This window comes from Pedococcus sp. P2_D9, from assembly GCF_056404275.1.
Genome location: NZ_JBFUEI010000011.1, coordinates 57,406 through 71,261 on the forward strand (window position 1 = coordinate 57,406; position 13,856 = coordinate 71,261).

Here is a 13,856-nt window from a genome sequence, read left to right on the forward strand (position 1 = left end):
GCATGGTCACGCAGCCAGGGCGGGTCGGTGGTGCCCCGAGCGACTTCGCCGACGACGTGCTCGAGGTGGTGGACACGATTCCCGAGGGCAAGGTGATGACGTACGGCGACATCGCCGAGCTGCTCGGGCGTGGCGGCCCCCGCGGTGTCGGAACCGTCATGGCGAGGTACGGCTCGGATGTGCCCTGGTGGCGGGTGATCCGGTCCGGCGGCTACTTTCCGCAAGGCCTCGAGGCCGAGGCGCTGGCGCACTACCGCGAGGAGGGCACCCCTCTCGTCCGCGGTCAGGTCGAGGGGCGACGGGTCGACCTGGCGCGCGCCCGGTGGCTGGAGGCGAAGGTCCCTGTCCCGCCGCCGGACTCCTGAGCTCCGCAGGGCGTGGCGGCCGGTCGACTGTCGGTCGCGGATGGTGGGATGAGCGGATGCTGACCTTGCGCCGCGCTCCGAGCGTGGTGGCCGAGGCGCCCCCGCTCGACGACGTCCAGCTGGCTGCCCTGGCTCACCGCGGTGGTGTGCTGCGCGTGCTCGGAGGTCCGGGCACGGGCAAGACGACCACGGCGATCGAGGCCGTCGTCGCCCGGGTCGAGTCGGGTGAGGCGACGCCCGACCAGTGCCTCATCCTCACGTCCTCGCGGGTCGCGGCCGGCAGCCTGCGCGAGCGGGTGACGGCCCGGCTCGGCGGCACGTCGACGGAGCCGCTCGCCAGGACGCACCAGGCCCTCGGTTTCGGCATCCTGCGCCAGGCGGCCGCCTTGCGAGGGGATCCCACGCCCCGGTTGCTGAGCGGACCCGAGCAGGACGTCATCCTGCGCGAGCTGCTGGCCGGCCACGTGGAGGAGGGCACCGGCCCGGCGTGGCCCGAGCGGGTCCACCTGGCGTTGGGCACCCGCGGCTTCAGGGGTGAGCTGCGCGACCTGCTGATGCGCGCGGTCGAGCACGACCTCGAGCCGGCCGACCTCGTCCGGCTGGGGCGCGAGCACGACCGGCCGGAGTGGGTCGCCGCGGCGGAGGTGCTGGCCGAGTACGACGAGGTCACCGCGCTGTCCGCACCGGGTGCCTACGACCCGGCGTGGATCCTCGGGGCCGCGGCTGACCTGCTCGAGGAGGACCCGGCGGCCCGCGCGCGGCTCGTCGACGGGCTGCGCCTGGTGGTGGTCGACGACGCCCAGGAGCTCACGTCGGCCGCAGCCCGCCTGCTGCGCACCATGGCGACCCCGGGCCTCGACCTGGTCCTGCTCGGCGACCCCGACGCTGCGGTGCAGACCTTCCGCGGGGCGGACCCGCGCCACCTCAGCGACGGCTGGACGCAACTGGTCGCGACAGCGGAGCACACGGTGGGTGCGACCGGCGTCGAAGCACGCTCCGGTGGGCCCCGCACGCTGGTGCTGCCCACGGCATACCGGCTCCCGCAGGCGGTCGTCGACGCGGCGGCCAGGGTTGCCCCCAAGATCGGCGCCCTCGGGGGTGGCCTCCAGCGCGGCGCCGCCGCGGGGCGTCCCGGTGGCCAGGTCGACGTGCGGTTGCTGCGCGCCGTGAGCCAGGAGGCCAGCCACGTCGCCGCCGAGCTGCGCGAGTCGCACCTGAGGTTCGGCATCCCGTGGTCGGAGATGGCCGTCATCGTCCGCGGCCAGGGGCGCACCGCGACCCTGCGCCGTGTGCTGATGGCGGCAGGGGTGCCCGTCGCCGGGACGGCCACCGACCTGCCCGTGCGCGACGAGGTGGCGGTCCGGCCGTTGCTGGCGCTGCTCGACGTGGTCCTCGACCTGGCCCGCGGTGCCACCGAGGCGCTCCACCCCGAGGTAGCCGTCGACACCCTCTTGTCCCCCATCGGTGGTGCCGACGCGGTCGGGCTGCGACGGCTCCGCCGGGCACTGCGCAGGTTCGAGCTCGAGAACGGCGGGGGGCGCACGAGTGACGAGCTGCTCGCCGAAGCCCTCGTCATGCCCGGTGCCCTGATCGAGCTCGGGCCCGAGGCCAACCCTGCTCGGCGGGTCGCCGCGACGATCGCCGCCGGGATCAAGGCGGCGCGGGGCGTCCTGGAGGGCGAGGGGGACGGCGCGGTCTGGCGCTGGGAGGGCGGCGTCAGCGCGGAGTCGGTGCTCTGGGCGATGTGGGCCGCGACCGGGCTCGGAGCCGAGTGGCAGGCGACCGCCCTCGGCGGTGGTGCGGGTGCAGCGCGGGCGGACCGTGACCTCGACGCCGTCGTGGGGCTGTTCGACGCGGCGGCGAAGTTCGTCGACCGGCTTCCGCAGGCCGGACCCGAGGAGTTCCTCACGCACATCGGCAGCCAGGACATCCCGGGCGACACCCTGGTCGCCCGGTCGCCGGTGGGAGAGTCCGTCACCGTCACGACACCCCAGGCGGCTGCCGGGCGTCAGTGGCACCTCGTGGTCGTGGCGGGGGTGCAGGAAGGCGTCTGGCCAGACCTGCGACTGCGAGGTTCGCTGCTGGGTTCGGAGCACCTGGTCGACGTGGTGGCGGGGCGGGCGACGACGTTCCGGGCGGCGCAGGCGGCCGTCCGCTACGACGAGACGAGGTCGTTCCTCGTCGCGCTCACCCGGGCGAGCGATCGCGTCATCGTGACCGCGGTGCGCTCCGACGACGAGCAGCCCTCGGTCTACCTCGACGTCGTCGACCCCGAAACCATTGCCATTCAAGGAGATCGACGGTTCGCCGAGGTCGCACGCACGATGACCTTGCCCACCCTCGTGGGTGAGCTGCGCCGCCAGCTCGTCTCGGAGGACCCTGCGGTGCGCGCCACTGCGGTGGCCGCGCTGTCCCGGCTCACCCGCGAGGGTGTGCCGGGGGCCGACCCCGGCCAGTGGTGGGCGCTGCGCGAGGTGTCCGACGACCGTCCACTGCGGTCCGACGACCAGGAGGTCAGGGTCTCGCCGAGCAAGGTCGAGTCGTTCGGCAACTGCGGGCTGCGCTGGCTGCTCGGCTCCGTCGGCGGGGACGGGCCGTCCGTCGGCGCCGCCGACATCGGCACGCTCGTCCACGACATCGCCGCCGAGCTGGGTGACGTCGATGCCGACACCCTGGTCGCCGAGGTGGATGCCCGCTGGGGCCGCCTCGGTATGCCGGCCGGCTGGGTCTCCGACCGCAAGCGCCTGGATGCGCACGGCATGGTCCGCAGGCTGGCGACCTACTTCGACGAGGCGCGAGCGGGCGGCTGGGTGCGGCTCGGTGCCGAGATCGACATGAAGGTCGTCCTCGGCAGGGCCGTCCTCAGCGGCAAGGTCGACCGCATCGAGAGGACGCCGGACGGCACGGCGCTGCGCGTCGTGGACTACAAGACGGGCAGCAGCAAGCCCCGCGCCGAGGAGCTCGCGCGTCACCCGCAGCTCGGTGCCTACCAGCTCGGCGTCGAGAGCGGCGCGTTCGGCGAGCTGGGCGACCGGTCTGCCGGCGCCGCCCTGCTCCAGGTCGGCAAGGCCGCGTTGGTCAAGACGACCCTGCAGACGCAGGGCCCGCTCCGCGACGACGCGGATCCGCAGTGGGCCGCCGACCTCGTGACGTCGACGGCCGAGGGGATGGCCGGCTCGACCTTCAAGGCGACGGTCGGGGACTGGTGCAAGCTGTGCCAGCTCAGGGCCTCCTGCCCGGCGCAGCCCGAGGGGCGGGTGCTCTGATGGCGCACAACCCGACGACGCAGGACCTGGCAGCGCTGGACCTGGCAACGCAGGTGCCGATGGCGCGAGATCTGTTGTCCGCCAAGGAGATTGCCCATGCTCTCGGCCAACCTGAGCCCACGGCTCAGCAGGTCGAGGTGATCGAGGCGCCGATGTCGCCGCTGCTCGTCGTGGCCGGGGCCGGGTCGGGCAAGACCGAGACGATGACCGGCCGCGTGGTGTGGCTGGTCGCCAACGGCTTCGTCGAGCCCGACCAGGTCCTCGGCCTCACCTTCACCCGCAAGGCCGCGACCGAGCTGTCCGAGCGCATCGGCGCCCGCCTGCGGCTGCTCCAGCAGCGCGACGTGTGGCACCCTCGCACCGACGACGCCGAGACGGGGGCCGAGGTCCTGGGCGGGACGCCGACCGTGTCGACCTACCACTCCTATGCAGGGCGGTTGGTGCGCGAGCACGCGCTGCGGCTGGGCTACGAGTCCGAGTCACGGTTGCTGTCCGAGGCCGCCGCGTGGCAGTACGCGTCCGAGGTGGTCGCCGCCTACGACGGGCCGATGGACGACGTGCAGTTCGCCGAGTCCACCGTGACGGCAGCCGTCGTCGACCTGGCCGGCGAGATGGCCGAGCACCTGGTCGGCGTCGGTGACGTCGCGGCATACCTCGACCGGGTCCTGGATGCACTGGCCGCGCTGCCCCCGCACGCCGGGGCACGTGGCAAGGACCTGCCCGGCGAGGTCAAGAAGATGCGCGAGCAGCTGCGGGCGCGGGCCGGCGTGCTGCCGATGGTCGAGCGCTACCTCGCGCTCAAGCGCACACGTGACGCGATGGACTTCGCCGACCAGATGGCGCTGGCCGCCCGACTGGCCATGACCTTCCCCGACATCGGCGCCATCGAGCGGCAGCGCTTCGGCGCTGTCCTGCTCGACGAGTTCCAGGACACCTCGGCCGCCCAGCTCGAGCTGCTGCGGTCGCTGTTCGTCGCGCCGGGGGAGCCGTCGCCGGTGACCGCCGTGGGCGACCCGCACCAGTCGATCTACGGCTGGCGAGGGGCCAGCGCGACCACCCTGAGCGAGTTCCGCAGCGCGTTCGGTACCGACGGCGGGCTGGCTCCCGTACTGCCCCTGGCGACCAGCTGGCGCAACGACGTGGGGGTGCTCCGGGTGGCCAACGCGGTGGCCGGTCCCCTGCGGGCGGGGTCCAAGGTCCCCGTCGACGAGCTCGTCTCGCGTGCGGGCGCAGGGCCCGGACGGGTGGTGGCTGCCCGTGTCGAGACGGCGGGCGACGAGGCTGCCCTGGTTGCCACGTGGCTGCAGGACCGTCGAGCGGCCGGGGCCACGTCGTGCGCGGTGTTGTGCCGCAAGCGGTCCCAGTTCGCTGCCCTGATCGACGCGCTCGACTCACGGGGGATCCCGCACGAGGTCGTCGGCCTCGGCGGGCTGCTGCTCACCCCCGAGGTCGAGGACATCACCGCCCTGCTGCACGTCGTCAACGACCCGAGTCGGGGGGACCAGCTCATGCGGCTGCTCACCGGCCCACTGAGTCGACTGGGGGCGGCTGACCTCGACGGACTGATGGCGTGGGCCCGCCACCAGCAGGACCTGAGGCTGGGCGTCGACGACCGCGACGCGCCACAGGACGACGACGACGCCGAAGGGGCGGTGGCAGGGCCAGCCGCTCGCACGACCCGTGACCAGGCGCCCGACAGCTCCGACCGGGTCAGCATCGTCGAGGCCGTCGACGACCCGCCTCGTCCCGGCTGGACCAGCTGGGACGGCAAGGGCGTCAGCGAGGTGGGGCTGGGTCGGCTGCGTGGCCTCCAGCAGGCGATCCGCCGGCTTCGGTCCCTGTCGGCGCTGCCGCTGGCCGATCTCGTGGGAGAGGCGGAACGCGCCCTGGGCCTCGACATCGAGGTGCTGGCTCGAGAGGGCTACACGCCGGCCGCCGCTCGCGCCCACCTCGACGCCTTCGCCGACGTCGCAGCGACCTTCACCGTCAGCGCTGACCGACCCAACCTCGGCGGGTTCCTCGCCTGGCTGGCCGCCGCCCTCAAGGAGGAGCGAGGGCTCGACAAGGGCTATATCGAGGCCTCCTCCGACGCGGTCCAGATCCTGACGGTGCACGCGGCAAAGGGCCTGGAGTGGGACGCAGTCGCCGTCCCCGGGCTCGTGGAGGGCTCGTTCCCGGCGCTGTCCTCGGCGGCCAGTCGCTCCGACGGCGAGCAGTGGCGGATGTCGCCGCCCAAGCAGCGCGGGTGGATCGGTGGGTTGTCCGACGGCGGCATCCCCTACGCCCTGCGTGGCGACCGTGACGGGCTCCCACTGCTCGACTGGCAGGCAGCGTCGGACTGGAAGGACATGGACACGCGGGTCGAGGACTTCCTGCGCGCCGGGGGAGACCACGGTGTCGACGAGGAACGTCGGCTGGCCTACGTCGCCTTCACCCGGGCCCGGTCCGACATGCTGCTGACGGCGCCGGTCTGGACCGACGGCAAGACGCCCAAGGTCACTTCGCGGTTCCTCACGGAGGTCGTGGAGGCCGAGCAGGCTCTGCCTGTCGAGCGCCTCGCGTGGGTCGACCTTCCTGACCCCGCGCTGCCCGACGAGGCGGTAAACCCGTCGGCGGCCGAGGCGGTGTCCGTCCAGTGGCCGGCCGACCCGCTCGCCCAGCGCCGTGCCGCCCTGGCGACCGGTGCGGCTGCCGTCCGGTCCGCCGTACAGGCGCACGCCGAGGGGTCGAGCCAGCCCGGTGAGGCCGCCGAGCAAGGGATCCTGCCGATGCCCGGCGCCGCGCTGCCGGTGCTCGAGGAGCTCGACCTCCTGCTCGAAGAACGCCGCCGGCTGGCCCACCGTGGCGACGTCACCGTCCTCATGCCGCGGCACCTCTCCGCGTCTGCCGTGGTGTCACTGGCCCAGGATCCTGCCCGCTTCGCGTCGGCCCTGCGGCGCCCCATGCCCGAACCCCCTGCGCTGGCCGCTCGCCGCGGGACGGCCTTCCACGCCTGGGTGGAGCAGCACTTCGCCCAAGCCGCGATGGTCGACATCCTCGACCTGCCCGGCAGCGCCGACGACGACCCCGGTGATGATGACGACCTTCCCCTGATGAAGGAGCGGTTCCTCGCGAGCGACTGGGCACACCGCACCCCGGCCGAGATCGAGATCGCGGTCGAGACGGTCATCGACGGGATTGCGGTCCGGGGCCGCATCGACGCGGTCTTCCCCCGGCCGGGCGGTGGCTTCACCATCGTCGACTGGAAGACCGGTGCCACGCCGCGGGGTGGTTCCGGGGCGGCACGTGCCCTGCAGGTCGCGGCCTACCGCGTCGCCTTTGCGCGCCTTCGCGGCCTCGAGCTGGACTCCGTCGATGCGGCGTTCTACTACGCCGCAACGGGCGAGACCGTCTGGCCGGACCTACCCGACGCCGACGCCCTGGCACAGCTGCTGGCAGGCGTGCCCGACTAGGAGTCGGCGTGCGCGGCTAGGAGTCGGCGTGCCCGACTGGGCCGCGCTGCGAGGACCGCGGGCTGTAGCCGGGCTCGAACTCCGGTCCGGGGTCCTCGCCCTCGATCGGCTCGGGAGCGCGCAGCTCGGACACGTCGATCTCCGCCGTGACGTCGTTCTCGGCCAGCCCGAGCTGGGGCGACCCGTCGTCCTCGAGATCGCTGTCCTCCTCGTCCGGCGCCGCCAGCGCTTCGTCGTCGCTGTCGCGGCTGTCCTCGCCGTCTCCAGGGCCCGGGTCAGGGTCAGCGTCAGCGTCAGCGGTCCGGCCGAACATCACCTCGACGTCGTCCTCTTCGTCGTCCTCGTCGTCGACGACCGTCGGCGGCACCAGCACCGGGCTCTTGGGCCGAGCAGGCGTCAGACCCGCGCGCCGGTAGTCGTTGGCTTCCTCTTCCTCGGCATGCACCCGCGCGTCCAGTCGGCGCAGCGCCGAGGCGTGGCGCTCGACCTCCAACCGGTCGCCTCCGGTCACGGCGGACATGAGCTGTGACAGGGTCCGCATCTGGGCGCACAGCCGGGCCCGGGTCAACAGGTGGACGTCAGGGCGTTCGGCGCGGGCGTGGGCATAGGCCTCCATCAACGTCTCCATGGCCCTCGGCGACGCCTGGGTGACCAGTGCGAAGAAGTCGTCCGCGGGATCCGCGACCTTGGCGTCCTCCCAGCCGGTGAGCGCCTTGACCCGGCCGGTCGAGGCGTCGTCCTCGTCGTCGAAGACCACCAGCACCTGGTCGCCGGTGAGGTCCCCGTGGGTCGGGGTCGGCGCGAACCGCCACAGGGTGACGTCCTCCAGCAGCTTCTCCCAGCGCGCCAGGAGCCCCGTCGGCACGTGTCCGGTGGCCGCCGCCCGGTCCAGCTCGCTGAGTCGCCGAGTGCGGTAGGTGTCGGCGTCGTAGGCCGGGAGCCCGGCTTCGTCGAACAGCCCGTGGTCAGCGTTGTGCAGGGCCGCGATGGCCCGCCCGAGCTCGGCGGCGAGCCCGGGACCGCCCGACAGCTGGGAGAAGTCGATGTTCTGCCCCGGCAGGTAGGGGTAGATCGCGGCCCGACCGCCCTCCTTCAGCGCGGCGAAACCCTTGGGCGTCGGCACGCTGAACGGCAGCCGTCGCGCCAGCAGGGCCAGCAGCCCGAAGGTCGACTCCATCTGGGCGGCGGCCGCCTGGCTGCGCGGCACGCGCACGACCCACCGTCGGTGCTGGGTGTCCTGCACGAACGCCACGTCGTAGCTGTTGGCGCGCTCGGGGTGCTCGTGCGCACCGGGGAGGGCCTCGACGCTCGCGGGGTCGAGGCCCGGCACGGCAGCACTCGCGAGAGCGGCGAGGAAGAGGGGGCTGCGGTCCACACCGTCACCGTATGCCGTGCGGGCGCGCCTAGGGTGGAGGCGTGGGCCTCCTGACCGAAACTCTCGCGAATGTCTCGCTCGCCCGTCCCGGCCTGGACCGTCACGCGGAGCGCCGGGCTGATCCGGACCTCGTTCCACGGCTGCTGGCCCAGCCCGCCACCCGGGTGCTCGTGGTCCGCGGTGACAAGGTCCCCGTGGTCACCTCCGTGGTCGGCTCGGGTGACGCGGCCTCGGACGATCCGGCACTGCTGCTGCGACCTCCCATGGCGTCAGACTCGGCCGCGCTGGTCCTCTACCTGGGGCAGGACGGTGACGGCACGGCATACCTCGCGGTGGCGGAGCCGGTCCCTGCGGAGGGAGAGGTGCCGGAGGGTGAGGGGCCGGAGGGTGAGGGCGACCACTGGCGCTCGCTGCGTCAGGTCGGCGCGGACCTGTCCGACCGCGACGCCACGATCTTCGCCACCGCGCTGGCGCTGGCGAACTGGCACGCCACCCACACCCACTGTCCGCGCTGCGGCGCCCCGACCGCGCCTGTCCAGGGAGGGTGGCTGCGCCGGTGCGAGCGGGACGGCAGCGAGCACTACCCGCGGACCGATGTCGCGGTCATCATGTCCGTCATCGACGACCGCGACCGGATCCTGCTGGCCCGGGGCGCGGGCTGGGGGACAGGGCGGTTCTCGGTGCTGGCGGGCTTCCTCGAGCCGGGCGAGAGCCTGGCCGCGGCGGTCGCGCGAGAGGTGTACGAGGAGGTCGGCCTGGTGGTCAGCGACGTCGAGTACCTGGGGGACCAGCCGTGGCCGTTCCCGAACTCGATCATGGTGGGGTTCACCGCGCGCGCGGCGTCCAGCGAGCTGCGGCTGCAGGAGTCCGAGATCGCCGAGGCCCGGTGGTTCACCCGGGACGAGTACCGCGAGATCCTGGCCGCGGGTCACGTCAGCGCGTCGACCCGGTTGTCGATCGCCCGCCGGATCATCGAGCGTTGGCTGGGCCACGACCTCGAGGACGTGACACCCGGCTGAGGGGTGTCCGGGGGGCTCAGCGCGTCAGGACGCGAGCTTCTTCTTGACCTCGTGGATCGAGGGGTTGGTTGCCGAGGAGCCGTCCGGGAAGAGCAGCGTGGGGACCGTCTGGTTGCCGTCGTTGGCGTCCATCACGAACTTCACGGCCTCCGGCACGTCCTCGATGTTCACCTCGGTGAAGGCAATGCCCTCGCGACCCATCTGGGCCTTGAGGCGGTTGCAGTACCCGCACCAGGACGTGCTGAACATCGTCACGGAGCCGGGGGCAGGGGACTTCAGGGCGGTGGCGCTCATGCGTCGCGTCGTCTCTTTCGAAGGTGGGGTCGCAGGTGGGGGCGGTCGTACGGACCGGGGGGTCTACGCGTTGGTCAACACCAACCGGGCCGCTGACCTTCCGTGCCGGAGTGTGATCTCTGTGACCATGATGTCCCATGCCGCAGACTTCCGCGCACGACCCCGCCCTGCTCGCCCTGGCTGCGGGGCGCAACCTGGGCACCCTCGCCGCCCTCAAGCGGGACGGCCGGCCCCAGCTCTCGATGGTCAACTTCGCCCTGGACCAGGCCCAGCGCAGTAGCCCCACCAGCCCTGCCGACCTCACCAGCCCCACCGGTCCCACCGTTCGGGTGTCCGTGGTCGACGGCCGGGCCAAGGTGGCGAACCTGCTGCGCGACCCGAGGGGTTCGCTCCTGGTCACCTCACCCGACGGCTGGTCGTATGCCGTGCTCGAGGGTGACGTCGAGTTCTCGCCCGTGGCGAGGGCGCGGGACGACGAGACCGTGGAGGAGCTGGTCGAGCTGTTCCGCACGATCCGGGGAGAGGAGCACTCGGACTGGGACGACTACCGGCGCGCGATGGTGCAGGACCACCGGCGGATCCTGCGGCTGCATGTGACCCGGGTCTACGGCCTGATCCAGTGACGACGGGCGTCGGTTGCCCATGACAGGATCGCGCCGATGCCTATCCAGCCCCGCGGCATACCCGTGCACGCCTCCGCAGACGACATCCTCGACGCCCTCGACCCCGAGCAGCGCGAGGTGGCCGCGCATCCCCTGGGGCCCATGGTGGTGCTGGCCGGTGCCGGCACGGGCAAGACGCGGGCGATCACCCACCGCATCGCCTACGGCGTGCACTCCGGCGCCTACCAGGGCCAGCGCGTGCTGGCGGTGACGTTCACCGCGCGCGCAGCCGGTGAGATGCGCACCCGCCTTCGCACGTTCGGCGTCGCCGGCGTGCAGGCACGTACCTTCCACGCGGCCGCCCTGCGGCAGCTGCACTACTTCTGGCCGCAGGCAATCGGCGGCGCAGCTCCCGAGGTGATGAGCCAGAAGGCCGCGGCAGTGGCCCAGGCCGCCGCGTCGCTGCGGCTCGACCTTGCCCGCGACCGCACCGCCATCCGCGACCTCGCCGCCGAGGTGGAGTGGGCCAAGGTCTCGATGCTCACCCCGGAGACGTATGCCGCGGGGGCGCGTGCCGCGCGCCGCGAGCCTCCCGGTCTGGATGCGACCGCGATGGCACGGGTGCTCGAGGCCTACGAGCAGGTGAAGACCCAGCGCGGCGTGATCGACTTCGAGGACGTGCTCCTGCTGACGGTCGGGATCCTCGCGGAGCGCGAGGACATCGCCCGAGCGGTGCGCTCGCAGTACCGCCACTTCGTGGTGGACGAGTACCAGGACGTCAACGCGCTGCAGCAACGGCTGCTCGACCTGTGGGTGGGACAGCGCGACGACCTGTGCGTCGTGGGCGACCCGGCACAGACGATCTACTCCTTCACCGGGGCGAGCCCGGCGCACCTGCTGGGCTTCCAGGCCCGGCACCCCAAGGCCCAGGTGGTCCGACTGGTCCGCAACTACCGGTCGACCCCCCAGATCGTGGGGCTGGCCAACCTCGTCGTGCGTGGGCCGTCGGGCTCGATGCGGAGCAACGCCGTGCAGCTGCAGGCCCAGGGCGCCGACGGCCCGACACCGGTGCTGAGCTCCCATCCGGACGACCCGGCCGAGGCGGCGGCGGTGGCCGGCGAGATCGCCAAGCGGGTGGCCGACGGAGTGTCCCCGGCCGAGATCGCCGTGCTCTTTCGCACCAATGGGCAGTCCGAGGCGTTCGAGTCAGCGCTGGCCGAGCAGGAGATCCCCTACCTCGTCCGGGGAGGGGAACGGTTCTTCTCGCGCAGGGAGGTCCGCGACGCGATCCTGCTGCTGCGCGGGGCGGCCCGCTCGGACGACGCGTCGAAGCCGCTGCCCGAGCTGGTCCGCGACGTGCTGCTCGGGGCTGGCTGGACCCGCGAGGCGCCGGCTTCGGGTGGCGCCGGCCGAGAGCGGTGGGAGTCGCTGAGTGCGCTCGCCGCCCTGTCCGACGACCTGGTGGTGGCGACGCCCGAAGCCCGCCTGCCCGACTTCGTGCGTGAGCTCGACGAGCGCGCCTCTGCCCAGCACGCACCGGCTGTCCAGGGCGTCACGCTGGCCTCCCTGCACGCGGCGAAGGGGCTGGAGTGGGACGTCGTCTTCCTCGCCGGAGTCTCGGACGGTTACCTGCCGATCATGATGGCCGAGACCCCTGAGGCGATCGAGGAGGAGCGGCGCCTCACCTACGTCGGGGTGACCCGTGCCCGGCGCGAGCTGCGGCTGTCCTGGTCGGGCGCGCGGACGCCGGGGGCCCGGGCAAGCCGCCGCCCGTCCCGGTTCCTCGACGGTGCGGCGAGCATCCTCGGCGACGGCGCCCGGTCGACCCCCAAGGGCTCCGGAAAGGTCGGCGCGTCCGGGTCGGGCGGGTCCGGCAGGGGAGGCCGGGGCAAGCAGCTCAAGGCCGCCCTCCCAGTGCACTGCCGCACGTGCGGCACCGAGCTGACGACGGCCGCACAGCGCAAGACCGGCCGGTGTGACACCTGCCCACCGACCTACTCCGAGGAGACGTTCGAGCGCCTGCGTGCCTGGCGACTGGCCGTCGCGCGCGAGACCAGCGTGCCGGCATACGTCGTCTTCACCGACGCCACGCTCACGGCGATCGCGGAGCGCGAACCCACCTCCGAGGGGGAACTGACCCAGATCTCGGGTGTCGGCGCCCGCAAGCTCGGACTCTACGGCGCGCAGGTGCTGGCCCTCATCGGTGGCGAGGACGTCGAATCTGTGCTCGAAAGTCGTTCTACCGCAACGGATTCCGACGACTAGGCGTTCGTTCACCAATTCTTTGCGGGAAATCTCGTTAAATGCGTTGCTGGCGCCGCAGCGCGTCCCCTACTCTGGATGAACACACCAGCCCAGGGGGTCGCGCGCGATGCGCCGGCGTCCACGAGCAGCCGAAGGAGGGAAGGTCCCAATGGAGAACATCACGATGACGATCGACGCGACTCACATGTCCCGCGTCCGTTCCGTGTGCCCCGAGGTCGGCCGTGTCCTCCTCGCAGGCAACCGTGGATGGGTCCAGGGGACCACTGTGCCCGCGCCCGTCGCCGCCCGTGTGATCACCGATGCCCCGGTTCCGACGTTCTACGTCGGCAGCTTCGGCGCCACCACCAAGGATCTCGAGTTCCGTCCCTTCGGAGAACCACCTGTCTAGGCCACCAGCCAGCAGGCCCTCTCCAAGGCCGCGGAACCCGATATCCGGGATCCGCGGCCTTTCTGTTTGTCCCGACGGCTGGTCGCCCAGCCGGTCAGGCAGCAGCACAGATTTCTTCCGCACCACCGCAAGCAGGAAGAAGCACCACCAGATGAAGTTCGACACCGAAGAGAACGGGTCGGCCCCCCACCGGGGACCAGCCGGCCAGACGGAACCAGAACTCGCCACCACCGTGGCGGGACGACGAGAGGGAGGTGACACCCGATGCATCTGAGCGCACTCCACGACCTGAACGAGCAGGCCGCGAGCGTTGGCGCCGGCATCCCGTGTCGAGACAACGACGCCGAGATGTGGTTCGCCGAGAGCCCGGCCGACGTCGAGTTCGCCAAGGCGCTGTGCCACACGTGTCCGGCCCTGGCCGCCTGCCTTGCGGGTGCCCTCGAGCGGTCGGAGCCGTGGGGCGTGTGGGGCGGTGAGCTCTTCGTCCAGGGAGCTGTCGTCGCACGCAAGCGGCCGCGGGGCCGGCCGCGGAAGAACCCGGTCGCCGCCTGATGTCGTCCACGACGCACGGTGCCGACCACATCACCCATTTCCAGTTCTCACCCACCAGGAGCTTCACCATGTTCCAGGCCTTGTACGCCGACCTGGCGCGCGCTCATCGAAAGCGCCGTCAACGGGAGTACCAGCGCCGGCTCGAGGCGCAGGCGCAGCACGACATGCTGCTCGCCCTGCCTCGCATGCTGGCCCGGTGACCCCCGTGCCCGAACCCGCCGGGACCTTCCGCTCTGGAGGTCGTCCCGGCGGGTTCTTCATGTCCGGGGGCCGTCGAG

11 protein-coding genes are annotated in these 13,856 nt (G+C 72.5%); 9 read left to right on the forward strand and 2 right to left on the reverse strand.

Features of this window, described 5'->3' with window-relative positions; all coding sequences use genetic code 11:
- Positions 1–2: 2 nt before the first annotated feature.
- From AC1DXJ_RS16180 to AC1DXJ_RS16190, 3 genes are read left to right on the forward strand one after another with little or no spacing between them, the layout of a single operon-like run.
- Positions 3–365 carry an MGMT family protein gene (locus AC1DXJ_RS16180; RefSeq protein WP_477615677.1) on the forward strand — a complete coding sequence of 121 codons (363 nt, stop codon included), beginning with the start codon at positions 3–5 and terminating at the stop codon, positions 363–365.
- Positions 366–421: 56 nt separating this feature from the next.
- Positions 422–3,631: a PD-(D/E)XK nuclease family protein gene (locus AC1DXJ_RS16185; protein WP_477637491.1), complete on the forward strand. Its 3,210-nt coding sequence runs from the start codon at positions 422–424 to the stop codon at positions 3,629–3,631.
- Entirely contained in the window at positions 3,631–7,083 is a 3,453-nt protein-coding gene (locus tag AC1DXJ_RS16190) for an ATP-dependent helicase (RefSeq protein ID WP_477615679.1), read from the forward strand. Before AC1DXJ_RS16185 ends, AC1DXJ_RS16190 begins: the two co-directional genes overlap by 1 nt.
- Positions 7,084–7,099: 16 nt before the next feature.
- Here AC1DXJ_RS16190 and AC1DXJ_RS16195 read toward each other — a convergent pair whose 3' ends face one another.
- A complete protein-coding gene (locus tag AC1DXJ_RS16195) occupies positions 7,100–8,458 on the reverse strand; it encodes a phosphotransferase (protein ID WP_477615680.1) in 1,359 nt (452 codons plus the stop codon).
- 41 nt (positions 8,459–8,499) lie between these two features.
- On the opposite strand from AC1DXJ_RS16195, the gene nudC reads away from it, so the two are divergent.
- Positions 8,500–9,477, forward strand: a complete 978-nt coding sequence (nudC, locus tag AC1DXJ_RS16200; protein ID WP_477615681.1) for an NAD(+) diphosphatase — start codon at positions 8,500–8,502, stop codon at positions 9,475–9,477.
- A 24-nt stretch (positions 9,478–9,501) separates the two neighbouring features.
- Here the strand turns inward: nudC and AC1DXJ_RS16205 are convergent, their stop codons facing one another.
- The gene (locus tag AC1DXJ_RS16205) at positions 9,502–9,771 is read right to left on the reverse strand and encodes a glutaredoxin domain-containing protein (RefSeq protein WP_477615682.1); all 270 of its coding nucleotides are present in this window, start codon (positions 9,769–9,771) and stop codon (positions 9,502–9,504) included.
- Between the two features lie 137 nt (positions 9,772–9,908).
- On the opposite strand from AC1DXJ_RS16205, the gene AC1DXJ_RS16210 reads away from it, so the two are divergent.
- The 5 genes from AC1DXJ_RS16210 to AC1DXJ_RS16230 all read left to right on the forward strand — a co-directional run bounded on the left by AC1DXJ_RS16210 (position 9,909) and on the right by AC1DXJ_RS16230 (position 13,778).
- Entirely contained in the window at positions 9,909–10,394 is a 486-nt protein-coding gene (locus tag AC1DXJ_RS16210) for a PPOX class F420-dependent oxidoreductase (protein ID WP_477615683.1), read from the forward strand.
- Between the two features lie 36 nt (positions 10,395–10,430).
- A complete protein-coding gene (locus AC1DXJ_RS16215) occupies positions 10,431–12,638 on the forward strand; it encodes an ATP-dependent DNA helicase UvrD2 (RefSeq protein ID WP_477637492.1) in 2,208 nt (735 codons plus the stop codon).
- A 148-nt stretch (positions 12,639–12,786) separates the two neighbouring features.
- Complete coding sequence (locus AC1DXJ_RS16220) at positions 12,787–13,026, forward strand: hypothetical protein (protein ID WP_477615685.1); 240 nt, start codon at positions 12,787–12,789, stop codon at positions 13,024–13,026.
- Between the two features lie 264 nt (positions 13,027–13,290).
- Positions 13,291–13,578: a WhiB family transcriptional regulator gene (locus AC1DXJ_RS16225; protein WP_477615686.1), complete on the forward strand. Its 288-nt coding sequence runs from the start codon at positions 13,291–13,293 to the stop codon at positions 13,576–13,578.
- A gap of 68 nt (positions 13,579–13,646) precedes the next feature.
- On the forward strand, positions 13,647–13,778 hold the full coding sequence (locus tag AC1DXJ_RS16230; RefSeq protein ID WP_477615687.1) for a hypothetical protein: 132 nt from the start codon (positions 13,647–13,649) through the stop codon (positions 13,776–13,778).
- Positions 13,779–13,856 lie beyond the last annotated feature (78 nt).

What these genes read in the sequence shown, in the direction of transcription:
- AC1DXJ_RS16180 (WP_477615677.1), top strand. Translation starts at nt 3, where the DNA reads ATGGTCACGCAGCCAGGGCGGGTCGGTGGTGCCCCGAGCGACTTCGCC.
- AC1DXJ_RS16185 (WP_477637491.1), top strand. Translation starts at nt 422, where the DNA reads ATGCTGACCTTGCGCCGCGCTCCGAGCGTGGTGGCCGAGGCGCCCCCG.
- AC1DXJ_RS16190 (WP_477615679.1), top strand. Translation starts at nt 3,631, where the DNA reads ATGGCGCACAACCCGACGACGCAGGACCTGGCAGCGCTGGACCTGGCA.
- AC1DXJ_RS16205 (WP_477615682.1), bottom strand. Translation starts at nt 9,771, where the DNA reads ATGAGCGCCACCGCCCTGAAGTCCCCTGCCCCCGGCTCCGTGACGATG.
- AC1DXJ_RS16210 (WP_477615683.1), top strand. Translation starts at nt 9,909, where the DNA reads ATGCCGCAGACTTCCGCGCACGACCCCGCCCTGCTCGCCCTGGCTGCG.
- AC1DXJ_RS16215 (WP_477637492.1), top strand. Translation starts at nt 10,431, where the DNA reads ATGCCTATCCAGCCCCGCGGCATACCCGTGCACGCCTCCGCAGACGAC.
- AC1DXJ_RS16220 (WP_477615685.1), top strand. Translation starts at nt 12,787, where the DNA reads ATGGAGAACATCACGATGACGATCGACGCGACTCACATGTCCCGCGTC.
- AC1DXJ_RS16225 (WP_477615686.1), top strand. Translation starts at nt 13,291, where the DNA reads ATGCATCTGAGCGCACTCCACGACCTGAACGAGCAGGCCGCGAGCGTT.
- AC1DXJ_RS16230 (WP_477615687.1), top strand. Translation starts at nt 13,647, where the DNA reads ATGTTCCAGGCCTTGTACGCCGACCTGGCGCGCGCTCATCGAAAGCGC.